This is a genomic window from Aquabacter sediminis (genome assembly GCF_028863665.1).
Taxonomy (GTDB): Bacteria; Pseudomonadota; Alphaproteobacteria; order Rhizobiales; family Xanthobacteraceae; genus L1I39.
Window position 1 is genome coordinate 1 of sequence record NZ_JARBFX010000016.1, and the last position, 20,314, is coordinate 20,314.

Here is a 20,314-nt window from a genome sequence, read left to right on the forward strand (position 1 = left end):
GTGATGATCTTGAACGCCGCCGTCACCTTCTCCTCGCTGGCGCCGCCGCCCACGTCCAGGAAGTTGGCCGGGCTCTCGCCATAGAGCTTGATGATGTCCAGCGTCGCCATGGCCAGGCCAGCACCGTTCACCATGCAGCCGATGGTGCCGTCGAGGGCGATATAGGCCAGGTCATACTTCGACGCCTCGATCTCCTTGGCGTCCTCTTCGGTCTCGTCGCGCAGCTCGACGAGATCGGGATGACGGAACAAGGAGTTGGAATCGAACGACACCTTGGCGTCGAGCACCTTCAGCTGATTGTCCTTGGTGACGATCAGCGGGTTGATCTCGAGCATGGCCATGTCGGTGCCGGTGAAGGCCGCATAGAGCACCTCGGTCAGCTTGCCGGCCTGCTTGGCGAGATCGCCGGTGAGGCCGAGGGCCTTGGCCACCTTGCGGCCGTGAAAGCCCTGCACGCCACTCGCCGGGTCCACGGAGAAGGTGACGATCTTCTCAGGGGTGTTGTGCGCCACCTCTTCGATGTCCATGCCACCTTCCGTGGAGACCACGAAGGCCACACGCGAGGTCTCGCGGTCCACCAGCAGGGAGAGGTAGAATTCCTTGGCGATGTCGGAGCCGTCCTCGATATAGAGGCGGTTCACCTGCTTGCCGGCGGGGCCCGTCTGGATGGTGACGAGGGTGTTGCCGAGCATCTGGCCGGCGAAGGCCTTGACCTCCTCGACCGACTTGGCGAGGCGCACGCCGCCCTTCTCGCCGGCTTCCGGCTCCTTGAACTTGCCCTTGCCGCGGCCGCCGGCATGGATCTGGGACTTGACCACCCAGAGCGGACCGCCGAGCTCGGCAGCCGCCTTTTCGGCCTCTTCCGGCGAGAAGACGGCGATGCCGCGGGAGACCGGCGCTCCGTATGTCTTCAAAAGAGCCTTGGCCTGATATTCATGAATGTTCATGGGGCTTCGTCCCTGAGGGTTGCGCAGTGCCCCCCTCCCGAAGCCGGGAGCGGAACAGGTCGCTGGTGTAATCCGGCGGGGATTTCCCCGCCGGGACTAAGGTGGCGCCCCCCAGGGCACCACCGTCGATCGCGATCACGCGGCGAGGTCAGGAGCAATGCTGACGCAGGCATCCACCAAACCTTTCACCGCCGCCACCGATTTCTCGAACTGGGCGCGTTCGGAGCGGTCGAGTTCCACCTCGACCACCCGCTCCACGCCCCGGGCGCCGATCACAACCGGCACGCCCACATAAAGGTCACGCAGTCCGTATTCTCCCGCCAGGCACGCGGCGGCAGGCAGGACGCGTTTCTTATCCCTGAGATAGCTCTCCGCCATGGCGATGGCCGAGGCGGCCGGCGCATAGAAGGCCGAGCCGGTCTTCAGGAGATTGACCACTTCCGCGCCGCCATCCCGCGTGCGCTGCACAATGGCATCGATGCGCTCCTGGGTGGTCCAGCCCATGCGGATGAGGTCCGGGACGGGGATGCCGGCCACGCTGGAATAGCGAATGAGCGGCACCATGCTGTCCCCGTGCCCGCCCATGACGAAGGCGGTCACATCCTCCACGGAGACGTTGAATTCGTCCGCAAGGAAATAGCGCAGCCGCGCGCTGTCCAGCACGCCGGCCATGCCCACCACCTTCTCGCGCGGCAGTCCGCTCGCGCGTTGAAGAGCCCAGACCATGGCGTCGAGCGGATTGGTGATGCAGATGACGAAGGCGTCCGGGGCATATTTTGCAAGGCCCGCGCCCACCTGCTCCATCACCTTCAGGTTCACGGAGAGAAGATCGTCCCGGCTCATCCCCGGCCGCCGGGGCACGCCGGCGGTGACGATCACCACGTCGGCGTCGGCGATGGCGGAATAGGAATTGGTGCCGGAGAGGCGAATATCGATCCCGGCCACCGGAGCAAGTTCAGCCAGATCCAGCGCCTTGCCCTGGGGAATGCCGTCCACCACGTCGAACAGGACGACATCGCCGAGTTCCTTCAGGCCGGCGAGCAACGCAAGCGTGCCGCCGATCTGACCGGCCCCGATCAATGCAATCTTGTTGCGCGCCATAGACGAGTGTCCCTGTCCCGGGGCATGGAGGTGCGGCCCTGTCCGAGCGGGGTCTGACTACTCCCATCCGGCAGGGCGTTCAAGACGTTCGCACTGCACAATCGCCTCCCAACGACCGCGCGGCGCCATCCTAAGCTGTGCCGCTGAGACTCCAAGTTGGCAATTGGACGGAGAACGCGGATGAAAATCAGGTTTCCACCAGGCCCGTCGTGTTTCCAGTGGCGCGCGAATCCGCGTGTCCATGGGGCCGCGACAGGTATTCGGCGGAGCGCATCTCGTGAAGACGTGACACCGTGCGAGCCCACTCGAACGCTTCCGCCCCCTCCGTCCCCAGATAAAGAGCCTCGGGTTCGGCGGCGGCGGAGGCGATCAGCTTCACGCCGCCATCATAGAGGGTGTCGATGAGCGAGATGAAGCGCTTGGCTTCGTTGCGGCGATCCCCATCGAGGATCGGAATGCCGTCCAGAAGCACCGTGTGATAGGTGCGGGCGATGCGCAGGTAGTCGGTGGCGCCGAGTGGCTGTTCGCACAGGCCCTGGAAGGTGAACCGCGCCGCGCCATTGGCGGCCGCGGGTACGGGAATGGAGCGCCCCTTCATAATGATCTGGCTGGGATGCCCGCCGGCCGGGCCTGCCAGTCGCGCAAAAGCCGTATCCAGCGCGGCGTGGGCGGCCTCATCCAGGGGCGTGTACCAGACCTGGAGACCTTCCAGCTTCAGCATCCGATAGTCGGTGTCGGCATCGAGCGCCAGGACCTCCATGCGCTCCTCGATCATGCCGATGAAGGGCAGGAAGAGGGCGCGGTTGAGGCCGCCGGCATAAAGGTCGTCCGGCTTCACATTGGAGGTGGCCACCACGACCACACCATCGGCGAACAGCTTTTCGAACAGCCGGCCGAGGATCATGGCATCGGCGATGTCGGTGACGTGGAATTCGTCAAAGCACAGCAGCTTGGCTTCGGCGGCCAGCGCATCGGCCACCGGCTGGAGCGGGTCGGTGGTCTTGCGCAGCCCCGCCTTCTGGGCTTCGCGCTCGGCGAAGATGCGCTCGTGCACATCCGCCATGAATTCATGGAAATGGGCGCGGCGCTTGGACTTGACCGGGACCGTGTCAAAGAAGAGGTCCATCAGCATGGTCTTGCCGCGCCCCACACGGCCGTAAATGTAAAGGCCCTGCGGGGGGCGCGGTGCGCGGCGCTGGAACAGCCAGCCGAGCGCTGAGGATTTTCGGGCCAGGCTGTAGTCGCGCAGTTCCCGTTCCAGCCGCGCGAAGGAATCGACCGCATTGGCCTGGGCGGGATCGGGTGTGATCAGCCCCTCGGAGACCATGGTGCCGTAACGTTCCAGCACGCGGGCCGACGTCTCCGAAACCATAAGCCCACTCCCCTTCGCCTGCGCCGCGGCCCCCTTTCGGCGCTGCCGGCGGTGTCGCCTCTGAAGCGAGGTGCCGTTTAGACGATGCACCGCAAAAGTCGACCCCCATTTCGCGGGGCACGGTGCGCGAAACAGAGGCGGTGAAACCAAACGGGCGCTTGCGCGTTACCTCACCAGACCCGCTGCGGTGCACATGAAGGCCCCCCGGCGGAGCGACCAGATCCAGCAGCGAACCGCAGTCGCAGGCTCGCCGCATGCGCGGCGCCATCGGTCGAACTGCGTTCGCAAGACAGGGAGAGTGAGCATGAACAAGACCATCGCCGGCGGCGCCGGCCTCATCAGCCTCGCCCTTGCCGCCGCGCTCGCCATTCCCGCGCCGGCTTCCGCCGATGAAAGCACCACGCGTGTGAATGACAGCATGATCCGCGTGCAGCAGATGGATTACCTGATGCGCCAGGGCGGCTACGTGATTTACCAGGACACCTATTCGGACGCCGTGGGCGGGCGGAACGCCACCATGGTGGTTCCCGCCAACCGTGGATATCAGCCCGGCTATTCCTATCGGCCGAGCACCGTCCATGTGGTCCCGGCACCGGGCTATGTGGCGCCCTACTGAATGACGTCAAACTGACTTGTGGATCCCGGCCGGAGCCATTCTCCGGCCGGGATCTGGACATTTTTCCCGTGCCATGTGCCCTGTGTAGCAAGGGCCGAAGCAGCGGGGGAATGGCGTGGACCTGGACTTGGCGGGACCGGAAGGAGACCGTTCCCTCGTCGGGCGTACGAAAGCTTGGCTTGCGAGCCACGATCCGGGCGCCGTGGACCAGACGCGAGCGCTTCACATTGGCATCGCCTTCGTCCTGGTTATCGCGGCAGGGGTCGCGACCTCGCGCGGCTTGAGGCTTGGCCTCGACATCATTTTTCCCATGGCCAGCGCCATCGCGGCCATGGTTCTCATCACCTTCACGCCTGCCGCCAGCCGCCGCATCGAGGCCGTCAGCTTCCTGAAGCTTTTCGCGATCACATGCGGCCTTCTGCTTGCGGTCATGGTGATCGGACCTGGCGATGGTGATGCCAACGCCCTCTTTCTCAAGCTCTCCGTGGTGCCGCTCACCGGCCTGTCGCTTTATATGCGCAAGAACGGCATGGAAGGCATGCGGCAGGGCAATGCGATCATTATCGTGGTCACTGTCGCCGCGATCCTGAGTCCCACCCATAGCGAGACGGCTTGGCTCCTTCTCGCCGCGTGCGAAGGTGGCATCATCGCGGCGGTGGTTCGGCTCGCCCTCCATCGCCCCAATGCCATGAAAGTCTATACGGACTGCGTAGAGTCCGCCGGACAGGCCATTGGACGCCACCTGCATGAGGTGGCGAGCGCGGTGCGCGAGGCGCGCCCCGTGCCGCTGGCGACCGACGCGCTGCTGGACCAGATCAGAGTCCGCGTGCGCTCGGCTCTGGTGAATGCCTCTTCCGAGGCCCCCGAGGCCCGCGCCTATCTGGAAGCCGTCCGATCCTTGGCCTACCGTCTGCGTGTCGCCACGCAATTGCTGAGCGCATGCATCCCGGCGCCCCATGCGGATGAAGCCCCGGGCGCCGGTCCCGCGTCCAGCGCCTGGCGCGCGCCTCTGGCCGCAGCAGCAGACCAATTGGCGCGCCACCTGGAGAACGGCCTCTCCCAGCCTTTCCCCGAGCATGCGCGCATGGGCGGCATCCTGGCGCGGCTCCGGCAGGCAGCCATGGCACCTAATCTGCGCCCCGCCGACCACCTGGCCCTGCTGCGCGCGGTGACGGCGTTTGAACGCCTCGCCCTTGTGGTGAGCGAACTCACGCGCCTGCTGGAGGAAGGTCCCAAGGGCTGGAGCGCCACCGTGCCCGCCGCGCCCCCTGCTCCGCCCGCGCCGGCCGTTCCCGGGCTTTCCCCCTTCGCGAAGGTGGCCATCCAGGGCATCGTCGCCACCGCCATCACCACGACGCTGGACCTCGTCCTGCACCTCGACCACGCCTACTGGGCGACGCTCACCGTCATCTTCGTGCTGGGCAACAGCGTGGGCGAAACCTATGTGCGCGTGCGCTATCGCACGGTCGGCACGGCCATCGGCGTGGCCTTTGGCCTCGGCGCGGTGGTGCTTTTCAGCGACAATGTCTGGATCCTGGCCGTCATGTGCCTGGTATGTCAGATGATCTCGCTGGTGACGGTGCGCGATCGCTATGACATCTCCTCGGCCATGATCGGCTTTTCAGTGGTGGTGGCGCTTCACATCGTCAGCGGACTGGACGCCCACGGCATGGTGGCGCGCATTTATGAGACGGTCATTGGCGCCGGCGTCGCCCTTCTGGTGTCCTGGGTCGTGCTGCCCGTCTATGTGGCCGACCAGATCCGGGACCAGGTGATTTCCATGATCAAGCGCTGCCGGGCGGCCTTTGCCGCCTCATGGCCGCGCCATTATGCCGAGGGGGAAAGCGCCACGCCTCGGGCGCGCACCGCCGCCATGTCCCTGGAGCTGCGCGTGCTGGCGGATCGCCTGCCCCATATCGGTGCCGAGACCAGCCTCGGCCATCGCTCGGCCGCCGACGTGATCACACTGGTGTCCACGCTGGAAATCCTGACCACCTACCAGGCGCTTCTGGAAGACGCCGCCGAACGGTTGTCCGGCCTTCCACTGCCCGATGCGCTGGTCACCGTGCTGGAGGCGGCCCGTGCGCGGACGCTGCGCGCGTTCGACGCGGCCTTGGGCGAGGCGCCGGCTGGCACCGACCCGCAGGCTGCCCCAGACCTTGATGTCGCCGTCAGCCTCGCCATGGACTATGCGGACGATTCCAAGATCCGCCGCATGCTCCCGCTGATGGCCGACTATCTCAGCTTTTCCGATGCGGTGCTACGGCCTCTGAAGGACCTGGGCGGACTGCTGGCCGCGAGCCGTCCCATCGAGCACCGCTCCGATCCGGCGGAGATCCATCCCCGCGACGCCGCCCCAGGCACACCCCGCCCGGCCTGATCTGTCTTGCTAGAGGGAGGTGAAGGGCAGGAAGTGCTTGGACAGCTTGAGGCCCTGCCCCTGGTAATTGGAGACGCCAGCCTCCCCATAGAGCTGTTCCGGCCGGTGGGACATGCGCTCATAGATGAGACGCCCGACGGTCTGGCCGTGCTCCAGGATGAACGGCACTTCGCGCGAGCGCACCTCAAGGACAGCGCGGGCCCCGCTGCCGCCGACCGCCGCATTGCCGAAGCCGGGATCGAAAAAGCCGGCATAATGCACCCGGAACTCGCCCACCAGCGGATCGAAGGGCACCATCTCGGCCGCATAATCGGGCGGCACATGCACCGCCTCGCGGGACGCGAGGATGTAGAAGGCATCGGGATCAAGCACGAGGCTCGCCGATCCGCGCGCGCGGATGGGCTCCCAGAAATCCTCCACCTCCAGCCCGTGGCGGCGATCCATGTCCACCACGCCCGTATGGCGCTTGGCGCGGAAGCCCAGCAGCCCGCCGAAGGTCTCGCCGGCAAGGTCCACGCCCACCGCGATGCCGCCGCTCGCCACGTCCGGCACTTCGGCATCCACCAGGCATTCAGCCTTCTGCAGATTCAAAAGCTCCAGGTCGGAGAGGCGCGACACGCCGCGCCGGAACCGCACCTGCGACAGACGCGATCCGGCCCGCACCAGAATGGGGAAGGTGCGCGGCGAGATTTCCAGATAGAGCGGGCCTTCATAGCCGGCCGGGATGGCATCGAAGGCGCGGGCGCCATCGGCGATGACCCGGACGAACACATCCAGGCGCCCGGTGGAGCTTTTCGGGTTGGCCGCCCCGGCCACATCCGCCGGCAGGTGGAGCTTCTCCGACAGTTCCACCAGATAGACGCAGCCGGTCTCCAGCACCGCGCCTTCGCGCAAGTCGAGCTTGTGCAGCCCGAGATCGGCGAGGCGCTGCTTCACGCTGATGCCATTGCCCGGCAGGAAGCTCGCCCGGATGCGCCAGGCGGTGCGTCCGAGGCGCAGATCGAGGCTCGCGGGTTGGATCTGATCGGCATCGAAGGCGCGGCGGGAGACGATGCAGCCGCTCTCATGAAGCGCCGCAATGGCCTGCGACGGCAGGATTCCCGGTTTCAACTGATCCACCACGCTCCAGCCTCCGCCGGCTCCGGTCCCACGGCCCCACCACCCGGACAATCCCCGCGCGCGCCGTTCGCGCATAAAGGCGGAGCCTCTCCCACAAGGCAAGGGCCTTATCTGTGCCGTCCTGGTTCGATCTCGTTCGGTTTACCGGACGAAATGGTTGACGATGTCGAACGTCTGCGCTTTAACAAACGGTACGTGGTGAATTTGAGCCGGCCGGCTTGCCGCCACGCTAAAACAACTCGCTAAAAGGCCGGGGACGGGTGGAGCGCTGGCGCTGCCGCCTTTCGTCCTCGGCGCCCGGAGGCTCGAAGACCTTGGCGCCCTTCATCCCCGCTGATCCCAAGACGCTGCATCCCGAGACCCTCCTGGTCCATGGCGGCACGACGCGATCGCCCTATGGCGAGACCTCCGAGGCGCTCTACCTCACCCAGGGCTTCGTCTATGACAGCGCCGAAGCCTGCGAGGCCCGTTTCAAGGGCGAGGATCCCGGCTTCGTCTATTCGCGCTATGGCAATCCCACCACCGCCATGTTCGAGACCCGCATGGCGCTCCTGGAAGGGGCAGAGGCCGCGCGGGCGACCGCATCCGGCATGGCGGCGGTGCACGCCGCGCTCCTGTGCCAGTTGCGTGCCGGCGACCATGTGCTGGCGGCCCGCGCCCTGTTCGGCTCCTGCCGGTGGATTCTGGAAGACTATCTCCCCCGCTTTGGCGTGGAGATCACCCTGGTTGATGGCACCGACCTTTCCGCCTGGAAGGCGGGCGTGAAGGCGAACACCAAGATCCTGTTCCTGGAAAGCCCCACAAATCCCACCCTTGAGATCATCGACATCGCGGCGGTGGCCGCGATCGCCAAGGCGGCGGGCGCCAGGCTGGTGGTGGACAATGTGTTCGCCACCCCCCTGCTGCAGAAGCCGTTCGCACTTGGCGCCGACGTGGTGGTCTATTCGGCCACCAAGCATATTGACGGCCAGGGACGGTGCCTGGGCGGCGTGGTGCTCGCTTCCGAACAATTCATCACCGATCACCTGCAGACCTATCTGCGCCAGACCGGCCCGTCCATATCGCCGTTCAATGCCTGGGTGCTGCTGAAAGGCCTGGAGACGCTGGGCCTGCGCGTGGAACGCCAGCAGGCGAGCGCGACCAAGGTGGCCGATGCAGTGGCCGCCTCGGCCAAGGTGTCCAAGGTGCTTTATCCCTTCCGCGACGATCACCCGCAGGCAGAACTGGCCCGGCGCCAGATGACGGGCGGCGGCACCCTCGTGACCTTCGTGGTGGAGGGCGGCAAGGAGGGGGCATTCCGCTTCGCCAATGCGCTGAAGGTGATTCGCATCTCCAACAATCTCGGAGATTCCAAGAGCCTGCTGACCCATCCGGCCACCACCACCCACCAGCGCTTTTCGCCCGAGGCGCGGGCGCAGATGGGCATTTCCGACGGACTGGTGCGGCTTTCCGTCGGGCTCGAGCACCCTGACGACCTCATCGCCGACATCGACCAGGCGCTCCGTTCCGTTTGACGGAAGGCGCGGCGCGCACAACATATTCGGGCCGGCGCCCGAGGGAGCGGCGCGGAACGTGTTGCGCGCCGCCCGCACTGCGGCTTCACTGCCGGTGGTCCCTCTTCGGGACAGGCAAGGACGGTGCGCGCGGGTGCGGACCGGTGAAGGGGCAGATCATGTACCGGGCGACCACGCGCCAGATCCAGGTCACGGCCACGCCGCGCTATGTGGCGGAGCGTTCCGATCCCGATCAGAGCCGCTATTTCTGGACCTACACCATTGAGGTCGCCAATCTGGGCGGGGAGACGGTCCAGCTCAAGGGGCGCCATTGGTACATCACCGACGCCTTCGGCCAGGTGGAAGAGGTGCATGGCGCGGGCGTGGTGGGCGAGCAACCGGTGCTGGAGCCCGGCGGCCGGTTCGAATATACGAGCGGCGTGCCGCTCTCGACGGCCATGGGCATCATGCGCGGCCATTACGACATGGCAAGCGAAAGCGGGGAGGAGTTCGCCGTGGAGATTCCGGCCTTTTCCCTGGACACGCCCGACATGCGGCGCATCCTGAACTAAGCGATGGTCACGCGCAGCGCCAAGGCGCCCCTTGTCGAGACCCAGGCCGCGCCCAGCCTCGACCTGCGGCCGATCGCTTCCATCCTTGGCGTGCTGCTGAGCGTCCTGGGCGTGGCCATGCTGGCCCCGGCCATCGCTGATCTGACGACGCAGAGCGGGGGCGAGGGCGCGTTCCTGGGCGCTTCGGCGGTCACCATCTTCGTCGGCGTGCTCCTGTGGATGTCGGGACGCCAGTCCGAGATCAAGCGGCTCGACCTGAGGCAGGCCTTCCTGCTCACGGCCAGCGTATGGTTCGTGCTGTCGGCGTTCGCCGCCTTGCCCTTTGTCTGGGGCCAACCGGCACTGAGCGTGACCGACGCCGTGTTCGAGAGCGTATCGGGCCTGACCACCACCGGCGCCAGCGTGATGTCGCAGCTCGACGACATGCCGGCGGGCATCCTGCTGTGGCGCGCCTTGCTGCACTGGTTCGGTGGCATCGGCATCGTGGTGATCGGCATCGCCATCCTGCCGCTGCTCAGCATTGGCGGCATGCAGCTCTTCCGCACCGAATCCTCGGACAAATCGGACAAGTTCCTGCCCCGCGCGGAAGCGGTGGCGAAGGGGCTGCTCCTGTCCTACCTCATCCTCACCTTCCTGTGCACGATGGCCTATGCCATTGCCGGCATGTCCCTTTTCGACTCGGTGACGCTGGCCATGTCCACCTTGTCCTCGGGTGGCTTTGCCAATTCGGACAGTTCCATGTCCGTGTTTGCCTCCCCCGCCGTGGACTATGTGGCCATCTTCTTCATGCTGCTGGCGGGGCTGCCCTTCACCCTATATGCGCGTGCCCTCGCGGGCGATTTCACCCGGCTGTTCTCCAATTCGGAAGTGCGCCTGTTCCTGTGCATCGTGGCCGCCTTCACGCTCGCTTCATTTGTGCAGCAAAGCATACAAGGCGTGGCGACCGGCGAGACAGCCTTTCGGGGGGCGCTGTTCACGGTGGCGTCCATCATCTCCACCACCGGCTTCATGAGCGTGGACTATACGAACTGGGGGCCGCTCTCCAACGCGCTCTTCTTCGTGCTGATGTTCCTGGGCGGCTGCACCGGATCCACCTCCGGCGGCCTCAAGGCGCTGCGGCTCGCCATCGCCGCCAAGGCGGCCCGCCAGCACTTCAAACGCATCACCTATCGCAACGGAACCTTCCCGATCCGCTATGGCGGCGCGCCGGTCTCGGACGACGTGGTTGCCTCGGTGCTGAGCTTCATCTTCCTGTATCTGGCGACGTTCCTGGTCATTGGCACCATCCTGAACCTGATGGGCCTGGACCTTCTGACCGCGTTCTCGGCAGCCATCGCCTGCCTGTCCAATGTGGGCCCTGGCCTCGGCCCCATCGTGGGACCAGCGGCCAATTACAGCGCCCTGCCGGACGCAGCCATCTGGCTGCTGTCCCTGGCCATGCTGCTGGGGCGGCTGGAGATCCTCACCTTGCTGGTGATCGCCCTGCCCCGCTTCTGGTTGCGGTGACGGGGAGGAGCAGTCCCCTCCCCCACCCGCAAGTCACGCGTCGGGACGCTCGTCCAGCACTTCCTGCGCCGAGAAGCTGTAGGTACGCCCACAGAATTCGCAGGTGACGCCGACCGTCCCGTCATCCTGGATCATCTCGCGCCGTTCGTCGCGGTCGAAGCTCGCCAGCACACCGGCCACGCGCTCGCGCGTGCAGGAGCAATGGGCTTGCACCGGCACCGCCTCGAAAACCCGCACGCCCCGTTCGTGAAACAGGCGGTAGAGCAGGCGCTCGCTGGACAGGTCGCGGTCGATCAGTTCCACATCCTCCAGCGTCGCGACGAGGGACTGGGCCTCCGCCCAGGCGTCGTCATCCGGCACCTCGTGCACCTCGACCCCTTCGGGCACATCACCGGGCGGGAAATCGGCCTGCCGGGCGCGGCCGGCCTCAGCCGGGAGGAACTGGGCCAGGAGGCCGCCCGCCCGCCAGGAGGACGGCTCGCCCCCCGGCCGCATCTCCTCTCCCACGGCCAGGCGGACGCGGGTGGGGATCTGCTCGGACTGCTGGAAGTACTGGTGCGCAGCCGCCTCCAGCCCTTCCCCCTCCAGGGCGACGACGCCCTGATAGCGGTTGGTGGACAGGCCCTGGTCGATGGTCATGGCCAGGTGCCCGCGCCCGAGAAGGGTCGCCGGGTCCGCGCCGTTGCCCCGCTCGGCCGCCGCCACGGCGTCCGCATCGAAGCGGGCATAGGCCCGCACCTTGTCGGGCGCGACGAAATCCACCACCACCATGTCCACCGGGCCGTCGGTCTTGGTCTGGAGGATGAAGCGGCCCTCGAACTTCAGCGAGGTTCCCAGAAGCACGGTGAGCGCCACCGCCTCGCCGATGAGCCGCTTGACGGCCGGCGGATACTGGTGATGTGCCAGCACGCCGTCCAGGACGGTGCCGAGGCGCACCGTGCGGCCGCGAATATCGAGCGCGTCCACCTGGAAGGGCAGGACGGCGTCGTCCTGGAGGGTGTGCATCTCGGTCTGTCTGTCGTCGGAAGCCATTGTGCCTCCCTTTGGGTCACGCGCGGGCAGAGCCGCGCTGAAGGTGATCGGGCGTCGTGCCGTCCTCTTGGACGATCTTGCAGGGTCGACGCAAGCGGCAGCGGCGCCGGGCGCGATCAGGAACGCGGCATCGCCCCTTGCCCGGACAGACCCGCCAGAAGACCGCCGAAAGGATCACGAAGAAGGCCAGCGCTGGTGTGAAGTCCGGCGCCCCGAAGGAGGCGCCGCAGCCGAGGCACCCTTCCCCGACTGAGCGCTCTCCCGGTCTCAAGCTGCGCCGGCTTCGCGTCGGCGCAGCGGAGGGGTGAAGGCGCGCTCAGACGCCCGCGGCGTGGAAGCACCAGGCCAGGATGCCCTTCTGCGCGTGCAGACGGTTCTCAGCCTCGTCAAACACCACCGACTGGGGACCGTCCATCACTTCGCTCGTCACCTCCTCCCCGCGATGGGCGGGCAGGCAGTGCATGAAGATGGCGTCCGAAGCGGCGCGCGACATCAGGCGGCGGTTCACCTGATAGGGCTTCAGCATGTTGTGGCGCTTCTCGCTTTCCTTGTCGCCCATGGACACCCAGGTGTCCGTGACGACGCAGTTGGCCCCCTCCACAGCCGCCTCGGCATCGTGGGTGAAGTGAACCTTCGCCTTGGTGCGCTTGACGAATTCCGTCAGCGCCTTCTGCGGCGAAAGCTCCTTCGGGGTGGCCACGTTCAGCGTGAAGTCGAAGCGCTGGGCGGCGTGGATCCAGGACGCCAGCACGTTGTTGGAGTCCCCCGTCCAGGCCACCTTGGCCCCGGCGATGGTGCCGCGATGCTCCTCGAAGGTCAGCACATCCGCCATCACCTGGCAGGGATGGGAAATGCGGGTGAGGCCGTTGATGACCGGCACCGTGGCATTCTCCGCCAGTTCCACCAGATCCTCATGGCTGAGAATGCGGATCATGATGGCATCGACGAAGCGCGACAGCACGCGGGCGGTGTCGGCGATGGTCTCGCCCCGCCCGAGCTGCATTTCCGTGCCGGTCAGCATGATGGTCTCTCCGCCGAGCTGGCGCATGGCCAGATCGAACGAGACCCGCGTGCGGGTGGAGGGCTTGTCGAACACCATGGCCAGCGCCTTGCCGGCCAGCGGCTTGTCCAGGTCGCCGGCCTTCTTGCGCGCCTTCAGGTCCTTCGACATCTCGATCACCCGCCGCAACTCCTCGGCGGGAATATCAGTCAGGTCGAGAAAGTGACGCACTCCGTTGCCGGTCATTCGGCCGCTCCCTTTACCGCGGCCATGTTGAGACCGTCCTCGATCCGCCGGCACGCCGCCTCGATCTTGTCGCAGGCAATGCCGACTTCTTCCTCGCTCACCACCAAAGGCGGCAGCAGGCGCACCACATTGTCGCCGGCACCGGGCGCCAGCAGGCCCTCCTCGCGGAGCGCCAGCACCAGGTCGGCGGCGGGGCCCTGGGCGCGCAGGCCCAGCAGAAGCCCCTCGCCCCGCACTTCGGCGATGACGCGCGGATGGCGGTCCATCACCTCGGCGAGGCGCTGCTTCAGGCGCCCGCCCACGGAGCGCACATGGTCGAGGAAGCCATCCGCCAGCACCATGTCGAGCACCGCATTGCCCACCGCCATGGCGAGCGGGTTGCCGCCATAGGTGGAGCCGTGGGTGCCGAGCGTCATGCCCTTGGCCGCCTCAGCGGTGGCAAGGCACGCGCCCATTGGGAAGCCGCCGCCAATGCCCTTGGCCACCGCCATGATGTCCGGCTTGATGCCGCTCGCCTCATGGGCGAAGAGCCGGCCGGTGCGGCCGACGCCGGACTGCACCTCGTCCAACACAAGGAGGAGACCGTGCGCGTCGCACAGCTCGCGCAGCTGGCGCAGGAAGGAAGCCGGCGGCACGCGCACGCCGCCCTCACCCTGGATCGGCTCCAGCAGGATGCCGGCTGTGTGCGGGCCGATGGCCGCCTTCACCGCCTCGATGTCGCCGAACGGCACCTGGTCAAAGCCGGGCATGTCCGGCGAAAAGCCTTCCAGATACTTGGCGTTTCCGCCGGCGGCGATGGTCGCCAGCGTGCGGCCGTGGAAGGCGCCCTCGAAGGTGATGAGGCGGTTGCGCTCCGGCGAACCGCTCACGAACTGGTAGCGGCGCGCCATCTTGATGGCGCACTCCAGCGCTTCCGCACCGGAATTGGTGAAGAACATGGTGTCGGCGAAGGTCGCCTGCGTCAGCCGGTTGGCGAGCGTCTCGCCGCCAGCAATGCGGAACAGGTTCGAGGTGTGCCAGAGCTTGCCGGCCTGCTCCCGCAGGGCTTCCACCAGATGGGGATGGGCATGCCCGAGCACATTGACAGCAATGCCCGCCGTGAAGTCGAGATAGCGTCGCCCGTCCGTCGTGACGAGCCAGCAGCCCTCTCCCCGCTCGAATTCGAGGTCGATACGCGCATAGGTCGGCAGAACGGGGGTAATCACGGACCCCTCCCAAGGGGTTGGCGGGCCACTCGATCGTAGCCACATAGGTGGTCAGAAACGCCAAAGGCCGCCCCGCTTGAGGACGGCCCGACGGCGGGGATTCTAATGATCGCGCGCGCGAGGTCAACCGTGCTGCGCCGTTAACGGGATCGTAAGGACTTGGGGAAAACAGGCCGGCGACTCAATCTCGCACTGTGCGAGAGTCGCCGCATATTGTAGCCTCTCATCCGTCGACTACGACATGTCGTGCGACACTTTCCAAGTGGCGTCGGGCAACTCGGGTCCCGCGTGCGCAAGCGCGTTTTCGGGAACGAGGGCGGAGTCGGCGAAATGCGGCGGGAACGGAGTCGGATTCGGCTGAGCCGGCCTGATCCGGGAACTCTGGGTCCATTTTAAAAGTGGGGGCGGGCGCACGCCAGCGGCGGCGCGCATGCCCCTTGGAGGAGAACGATGAGCTGGAACGACGAGCGCGTCGAACTCTTGAAAAAGCTCTGGAGCGAAGGCCTCTCCGCGAGCCAGATTGCAAGTGAATTGGGCGGGATCACCCGCAATGCGGTCATCGGCAAGGTGCACCGCCTCGGCCTGTCCGGCCGCACCAAGAGCGTCGCCGCACCTGCGCGGCCGCGCAAGGCCACCCGTCCGGAGGCCCCGACCCCGCAGCAGCGCCCGGCCGCTGCGCCGCAGCGCCCGGCCACCCATGGCAATACGGCCCTTGCGCAGATGCCCGAGGAAGACTTCGAACCCGCACCCGCGCCGGCCCCGGTGGTGGCGGACAATGTGGTGACCATGTCGCAGCGCTGCACCATCATGAACCTGACGGAAGCCACCTGCCGCTGGCCGATCGGCGAGCCGGGCACGGACGGCTTCTATTTCTGCGGCGGCCGCAGTGTCACCGGCCTGCCCTATTGCGCGACCCATGCGCGCCTGGCCTACCAGCCCGTGCAGGATCGCCGCCGGGACCGCCGCCTCGCTTATCTGTGAGCGCAACGCACGGGCCAGCCCGTGCGTCCTCGACTTGAAAATGGCCGGCCTCCTTTGGGAGAGCCGGCCATTTTCGTTTCCGGCCCGCCTCTTTCATGAGGATTTGAAGGCTCCGGCACCCGGTTTCACGTCCCGGGCCCACGGTGGACATCACGCCCCTTCTCTATGCCCCATCTCGTCGTGCCCAAACGAAAACGCCCGGCGCAAGCGCCGGGCGTCGTCTCAGAAACGGATCTCAGACATCATTCGTTGATGGACGCGCCGGATGCCTTCACCACCGGGGTCCACTTGGCCAGCTCCGCCTTCACATGGGCGTCAAGCTCCGCCGGGGTGGAGCCCACCGTCACGGCGCTGAGGTCGGCGAGCTTGGCCTTGACCGCCGGATCCGCGACCGCCTCCATGCAGGCCTTGGCCAGCTTGTCGATGATGGCGGTGGGGGTGCCAGCCGGCGCGAAGATGGCGTTCCAGGAATAGGTCTCGTAGCCGGGCAGGCCGGACTCGGACACGGTCGGCAGTTCGGGAGCGGCAGGCGAGCGATCCTTGGTGGTCACCGCGATGCCCACCACGTCACCCTTGCGGATGGCACCGATGGACGAGGGCAGGTTGTCGAACATGATCTTCACCTGGCCGGACAGCAGGTCCACCTTGGCCGGGCCGGCGCCCTTATAGGGCACATGGACCATCTTCACGCCTGCCATGCTCTCAAACAGGGCGCCTGACAGGTGAAGCGGGGTGCCGACGCCGGACGAGGCATATTCATACTTGTCCGGGTTGGCCTTCAGCAGCGCGATGAGCTCGGCCGTGGTCTTCACGTTCAGCGACGGGTGCACGATGACCACGTTCGGCACGTTCACCAGCAGCGAGACCGGCGCGAAGTCCTTCACCGGGTCATAGGGCATCTTGGTGTAGAGGGCGGGGTTGATGGCATGGGTGGCCACCGTGCCCATCAGAATGGTGTAGCCGTCGGGCGCAGCCTTGGCCACGGCGGCGGCGCCGGCATTGCCACCTGCGCCCGCGCGGTTCTCAACCACCACAGGCTGCTTCAGGATCTCGCCCATCTTGGCCGCCACGATGCGGGCGACGATGTCGGTGGAGCCGCCGGCAGCGAAGGGCACCACCATGCGGATCGGCCGGTTGGGGAAGTCTTCCTGCGCCATGGCGCCCCCGGTGAAGACAGCCGTGGCCAAAGCGAGGACTGCAAGCAGGCGTTTCATCAGGCGCTCTCCTTCTGTGCGTTTCCGGTGCAGCTGAGCCGCACGGTCTTTCCTCCCCCCGGGCCATGGGACGCAAGGGTGGCGGGGATATTGGACGAATTGGACACCCAGGCAAAGGGCGCACGCCCGCCGCACGGGGCATTCAGCGGCCAAGGCCACACGACTTTCGTCTAAGTACGAACCCCTGCGCCCTCATCTGCGCCAACGCCCAAAAGAAAAGCCCGGCCTGCGGAGAAGCTCCGCCGGCCGGGCCTGACATCATCTTGCCCCTCAGTGGGAGCGTGCAAACATCTCGTTGAAGGAATAGCCGGCGCCGCGCACCGTGCGGATGGGATCCATCTGCCGGCCGCGATTGATGGCTTTGCGCAGGCGGCCCACATGCACGTCCACGGTGCGCTCGTCGATATAGACGTCCTGGCCCCACACGCCGTCCAGCAATTGTTCCCGCGAGAACACCCGCCCAGGGCTCTGCATCAGGAATTCCAGCAGCCGGAACTCGGTGGGGCCGAGATGGATCTCGCGGCCCGCCCTGTGAACGCGGTGGGTCTCGCGGTCCAGCTCGATGTCCCCCGCCCGCAGAAGGGTCGCCACATGCTCGGGCTTGGCCCGGCGCAGCAAGGCCCGCACCCGGGCGAGAAGCTCTGGCACCGAGAAGGGCTTGACCACATAGTCGTCCGCCCCGGTGGCAAGGCCGCGCACCCGTTCCGTCTCCTCGCCGCGGGCGGTGAGCATGATGACGGGCAGGCGCTCGGTCTCGGCGCGGGTCCGCAGGCGGCGGCACAGCTCGATGCCCGAGAGGCCCGGCAACATCCAGTCGAGGATGACGAGGTCGGGAACAGCCTCCCGAAGACGGGTCTCCGCCTCGTCGCCGCGGCCCACATTGTCCACCGCATAGCCCTCCGACTCCAGATTGTACCGGAGCAGAAGGCTAAGTGGTTCTTCGTCCTCGATAATCAGAATACGCGCGGGCACGGATGATTATCCCTGAAGGCTGTGTCCCGGGAAGGTGACGGCGGTTTCGCTGGAGCGGTCCGCCTTGGGGCGCTCGTCCGAGAGCATCTGGCCGGTGACCATGTAATAGACGGTCTCGGCCACGTTGGTGGCGTGGTCGCCGATGCGCTCGATGTTCTTGGCGCAGAACAGAAGATGCGTGCACACCGAGATGTTGCGCGGATCTTCCATCATATAGGTGAGCAGCTCGCGGAACAGCGAGGTGTACATGGTGTCGACGACGCTGTCGCGCCCCCACACCTCGATGGCCTTGGCCTCGTCCTTGCCGGCATAGGCGTCGAGCACTTCCTTCAGCTGCTCGAGCACCAGGTCGGACATGTGCTCCACGCCCCGCACCAGCTTCTGGGGGTGGTACTCGCCCTCGATGGCCAGGACGCGCTTGCCCACATTCTTGGCGAGGTCGCCGATGCGCTCGAGGTCCGAGGCGATGCGGATCGCCGCCACCAGTTCACGCAGGTCGGTGGCCACAGGCTGGCGCTTGGCGATGACGAGGATGACCTTCTCCTCGATCTCGCGCTGCATGTGGTCGACGCTGGCGTCCTGCAGGATCACCTTCTGGCCGGAGGCGGTGTCGCGGCGGATGAGGGCGTTGACGGAATCGGCCACCAGGCGCTCGGCCTGGCCGCCCATCTCGACCACTTTGCGGCCGATTTCCTTCAACTCGGCGTCGAAGGCCGATACGATATGGTCGGGCATCGTTTTTACCCCTGCTGGGTCAGCCGAAGCGGCCGGTGATGTAGTCGCGCGTCTTGATCTGGCGCGGATTGGTGAAGATGACGTCGGACGGGCCGACCTCCACCAGCTCGCCCAGATAGAAGAAGGCGGTGATGTCGGCGCAGCGGGCCGCCTGCTGCATATTGTGCGTCACGATGACGATGGTGAAGTCCTGCTTCAGCTCGTCGATCAGATCCTCGATCTTCGAGGTGGAAATGGGGTCGAGCGCCGAGGTCGGCTCGTCCAGCAGGATTACCTCCGGCTGCACCGCGATGGTGCGGGCAATGCACAGGCGCTGCTGCTGGCCGCCGGACATGCCGAGCGCCGAGGTGTGCAGGCGGTCCTTGGTCTCGTCCCAGATGGCCGCCTTGCGCAGGCAGCTCTCGACGCGCTCGTCCATCTGCGACTTGTTGAGCCGCTCGTGGAGGCGCACGCCGAAGGCGATGTTGTCATAGATGGACATGGGGAAGGGCGTGGGCTTCTGGAACACCATGCCGATGCGCGTGCGCACGATGGTGGGGTCCAGCTCCTTGCCGACGATGTTGACGCCGTCGAACAGCACCTGCCCCTCGGCGCGCTGGCCGGGATAGAGGTCGTACATGCGGTTGAACACGCGCAGCAGCGTGGACTTGCCGCAGCCGGACGGGCCGATCATCGCGGTGACGCGCTTCTCGGGGATCTCGAAGTTGATGTTCTTCAGGGCATGGTTCTGCCCGTAATAGAAGTTCAGCTTGTCCACCTTGATCTTGGTGGGCGCCGCCATGGCGTCCGGCTTGGCGGAGACGGCGGAGGCGATGTTGAAATTGGGGTCCACGGCGGAAGTCATGTGGGGCCTCTTGGATCTCTGAATGCCGGCCGTCGGCCTGGCTATGGATCACTGAGCGCCGGGCCCCTCGGCCCGGCCGGTTGTCTTAAGGTCCGGGCGAGGAGCCCGACGGGATCGCCGTGGGCGATCCCGGGATGGGGTCACTTCGTGCGGGCCAGGAACAGCCGCGACGCTATGTTCAGCACAAGCACGCCCACCGTGATGAGCAGCGCACCGGCCCAGGCGAGCGCCACCCAGTCGTCAAACGGGCTGCCCGCGTACTGGTAGATGGCGATGGGCAGGCTGGCCATGGGCTTGGACATGTCCAGCGACCAGGAATTGTTGCCCAGCGAGGTGAAGAGCAGCGGCGCCGTCTCGCCCGCCGCGCGGGCGATGGCCAGCAGGATACCGGTGACGATGCCGGCTTTCGCAGCGCGCCAGGTCACCATCATCACCACCTTCCACTGGGGGGCGCCGAGGGCGAAGGCCGCCTCGCGCAGTCCCACCGGAACGAGGTTCAGCATGTCCTCGGTGGTGCGCACCACCACCGGAATCACCAGGATGGCGAGGGCGATGGAGCCGGCCCAGCCGGAGAAGCCGCCGAAGGGAACCACCAGCAGCTGGTAGATGAACAGGCCCACCAGGATGGAGGGTGCCGACAGAAGGATGTCGTTCACGAAACGGGTGGCCGAGGCGATCTTGGTGCCCTTGCCGTTCTCGGCCAGGAAGGTGCCGGCGAAGATGCCGATGGGGCCGCCGATGAGGAGGGCCACCGCCACCTGGATCAGCGATCCGACGATGGCGTTCAGCAGGCCGCCATTCTGGCCGGGCGGCATGGTGATGCGGGTGAAGACGTTGGTCCCGAGGGCGGGCAGGCCCTTGGACACGAGGGTCCACAGGATCCAGGCCAGCAGGAAGATGGCCAGGCCAGCAAAGGCCGTGGAAATGGCCTTGACCACGTTGTCCTTGGCGCGGCGGGCGGCGAGCGATGCCATGATGA

General features: G+C 66.5%; 18 protein-coding genes and 1 riboswitch. Of the genes, 6 read left to right on the top strand and 12 right to left on the bottom strand.

The genetic code is table 11. From position 1 onward, the window contains the following. From sucC to zapE, 3 genes are all read right to left on the bottom strand, one after another. Positions 1-947, bottom strand: a 947-nt coding sequence (gene sucC, locus PV781_RS22155) for an ADP-forming succinate--CoA ligase subunit beta (protein ID WP_274777797.1), incomplete at its 3' end; no start/stop codon positions are given. A 135-nt stretch (positions 948-1,082) separates the two neighbouring features. After that, positions 1,083-2,048 (bottom strand): malate dehydrogenase, encoded by a 966-nt coding sequence (mdh, locus tag PV781_RS22160; RefSeq protein ID WP_274777798.1) that lies wholly within the window; start codon positions 2,046-2,048, stop codon positions 1,083-1,085. 187 nt (positions 2,049-2,235) lie between these two features. Continuing rightward, complete coding sequence (gene zapE / locus PV781_RS22165; RefSeq protein WP_274777799.1) at positions 2,236-3,420, bottom strand: cell division protein ZapE; 1,185 nt, start codon at positions 3,418-3,420, stop codon at positions 2,236-2,238. 304 nt (positions 3,421-3,724) lie between these two features. On the opposite strand from zapE, the gene PV781_RS22170 reads away from it, so the two are divergent. Together PV781_RS22170 and PV781_RS22175 are read left to right on the top strand one after the other, a co-directional pair. Then, positions 3,725-4,036 carry a hypothetical protein gene (locus tag PV781_RS22170; protein ID WP_274777800.1) on the top strand — a complete coding sequence of 104 codons (312 nt, stop codon included), beginning with the start codon at positions 3,725-3,727 and terminating at the stop codon, positions 4,034-4,036. 202 nt (positions 4,037-4,238) lie between these two features. Continuing rightward, on the top strand, positions 4,239-6,416 hold the full coding sequence (locus PV781_RS22175) for an FUSC family protein (protein ID WP_274777801.1): 2,178 nt from the start codon (positions 4,239-4,241) through the stop codon (positions 6,414-6,416). Positions 6,417-6,425: 9 nt separating this feature from the next. On the opposite strand, the gene PV781_RS22180 is transcribed toward PV781_RS22175, so the two are convergent. Next, positions 6,426-7,535, bottom strand: a complete 1,110-nt coding sequence (locus PV781_RS22180; protein WP_274777802.1) for a 2'-deoxycytidine 5'-triphosphate deaminase — start codon at positions 7,533-7,535, stop codon at positions 6,426-6,428. 185 nt (positions 7,536-7,720) lie between these two features. Then, a riboswitch (SAM riboswitch) is annotated at positions 7,721-7,801 on the top strand. Between the two features lie 48 nt (positions 7,802-7,849). On the opposite strand from PV781_RS22180, the gene PV781_RS22185 reads away from it, so the two are divergent. The 3 genes from PV781_RS22185 (at position 7,850) to PV781_RS22195 (ending at position 11,106) form a co-directional block, all read left to right on the top strand. Next, positions 7,850-9,049: an O-succinylhomoserine sulfhydrylase gene (locus tag PV781_RS22185; RefSeq protein ID WP_274777803.1), complete on the top strand. Its 1,200-nt coding sequence runs from the start codon at positions 7,850-7,852 to the stop codon at positions 9,047-9,049. 158 nt (positions 9,050-9,207) lie between these two features. Further along, positions 9,208-9,600: a Co2+/Mg2+ efflux protein ApaG gene (gene apaG, locus PV781_RS22190; protein WP_274777804.1), complete on the top strand. Its 393-nt coding sequence runs from the start codon at positions 9,208-9,210 to the stop codon at positions 9,598-9,600. A gap of 3 nt (positions 9,601-9,603) precedes the next feature. After that, a complete protein-coding gene (locus PV781_RS22195; RefSeq protein ID WP_274777805.1) occupies positions 9,604-11,106 on the top strand; it encodes a TrkH family potassium uptake protein in 1,503 nt (500 codons plus the stop codon). Between the two features lie 33 nt (positions 11,107-11,139). Here the strand turns inward: PV781_RS22195 and PV781_RS22200 are convergent, their stop codons facing one another. From PV781_RS22200 to PV781_RS22210, 3 genes are all read right to left on the bottom strand, one after another. After that, positions 11,140-12,138, bottom strand: coding sequence for an Hsp33 family molecular chaperone (locus PV781_RS22200; RefSeq protein ID WP_274777806.1), 999 nt, complete (start codon positions 12,136-12,138; stop codon positions 11,140-11,142). A gap of 316 nt (positions 12,139-12,454) precedes the next feature. Next, positions 12,455-13,384 (bottom strand): ornithine carbamoyltransferase, encoded by a 930-nt coding sequence (gene argF, locus PV781_RS22205; RefSeq protein WP_274777807.1) that lies wholly within the window; start codon positions 13,382-13,384, stop codon positions 12,455-12,457. Continuing rightward, positions 13,381-14,634 carry an aspartate aminotransferase family protein gene (locus PV781_RS22210; RefSeq protein WP_274777808.1) on the bottom strand — a complete coding sequence of 418 codons (1,254 nt, stop codon included), beginning with the start codon at positions 14,632-14,634 and terminating at the stop codon, positions 13,381-13,383. Before PV781_RS22210 ends, argF begins: the two co-directional genes overlap by 4 nt. A 405-nt stretch (positions 14,635-15,039) precedes the next feature. Between PV781_RS22210 and PV781_RS22215 the strand changes: the two genes are divergently transcribed. Then, positions 15,040-15,570 carry a GcrA family cell cycle regulator gene (locus PV781_RS22215; protein WP_274777809.1) on the top strand — a complete coding sequence of 177 codons (531 nt, stop codon included), beginning with the start codon at positions 15,040-15,042 and terminating at the stop codon, positions 15,568-15,570. A 242-nt stretch (positions 15,571-15,812) separates the two neighbouring features. Here PV781_RS22215 and PV781_RS22220 read toward each other — a convergent pair whose 3' ends face one another. The 5 genes from PV781_RS22220 to pstA form a co-directional block, all read right to left on the bottom strand. After that, positions 15,813-16,784: a Bug family tripartite tricarboxylate transporter substrate binding protein gene (locus PV781_RS22220; protein ID WP_425532451.1), complete on the bottom strand. Its 972-nt coding sequence runs from the start codon at positions 16,782-16,784 to the stop codon at positions 15,813-15,815. Positions 16,785-17,054: 270 nt separating this feature from the next. After that, positions 17,055-17,756: a phosphate regulon transcriptional regulator PhoB gene (gene phoB, locus PV781_RS22225; RefSeq protein WP_209103972.1), complete on the bottom strand. Its 702-nt coding sequence runs from the start codon at positions 17,754-17,756 to the stop codon at positions 17,055-17,057. Positions 17,757-17,762: 6 nt separating this feature from the next. Further along, positions 17,763-18,491 carry a phosphate signaling complex protein PhoU gene (gene phoU / locus PV781_RS22230; RefSeq protein WP_274777810.1) on the bottom strand — a complete coding sequence of 243 codons (729 nt, stop codon included), beginning with the start codon at positions 18,489-18,491 and terminating at the stop codon, positions 17,763-17,765. Between the two features lie 19 nt (positions 18,492-18,510). Beyond that, positions 18,511-19,335: a phosphate ABC transporter ATP-binding protein PstB gene (gene pstB, locus PV781_RS22235; RefSeq protein WP_274777811.1), complete on the bottom strand. Its 825-nt coding sequence runs from the start codon at positions 19,333-19,335 to the stop codon at positions 18,511-18,513. Positions 19,336-19,475: 140 nt separating this feature from the next. Beyond that, positions 19,476-20,309, bottom strand: a complete 834-nt coding sequence (gene pstA / locus PV781_RS22240) for a phosphate ABC transporter permease PstA (protein ID WP_274777812.1) — start codon at positions 20,307-20,309, stop codon at positions 19,476-19,478. Positions 20,310-20,314: the final 5 nt, after the last annotated feature.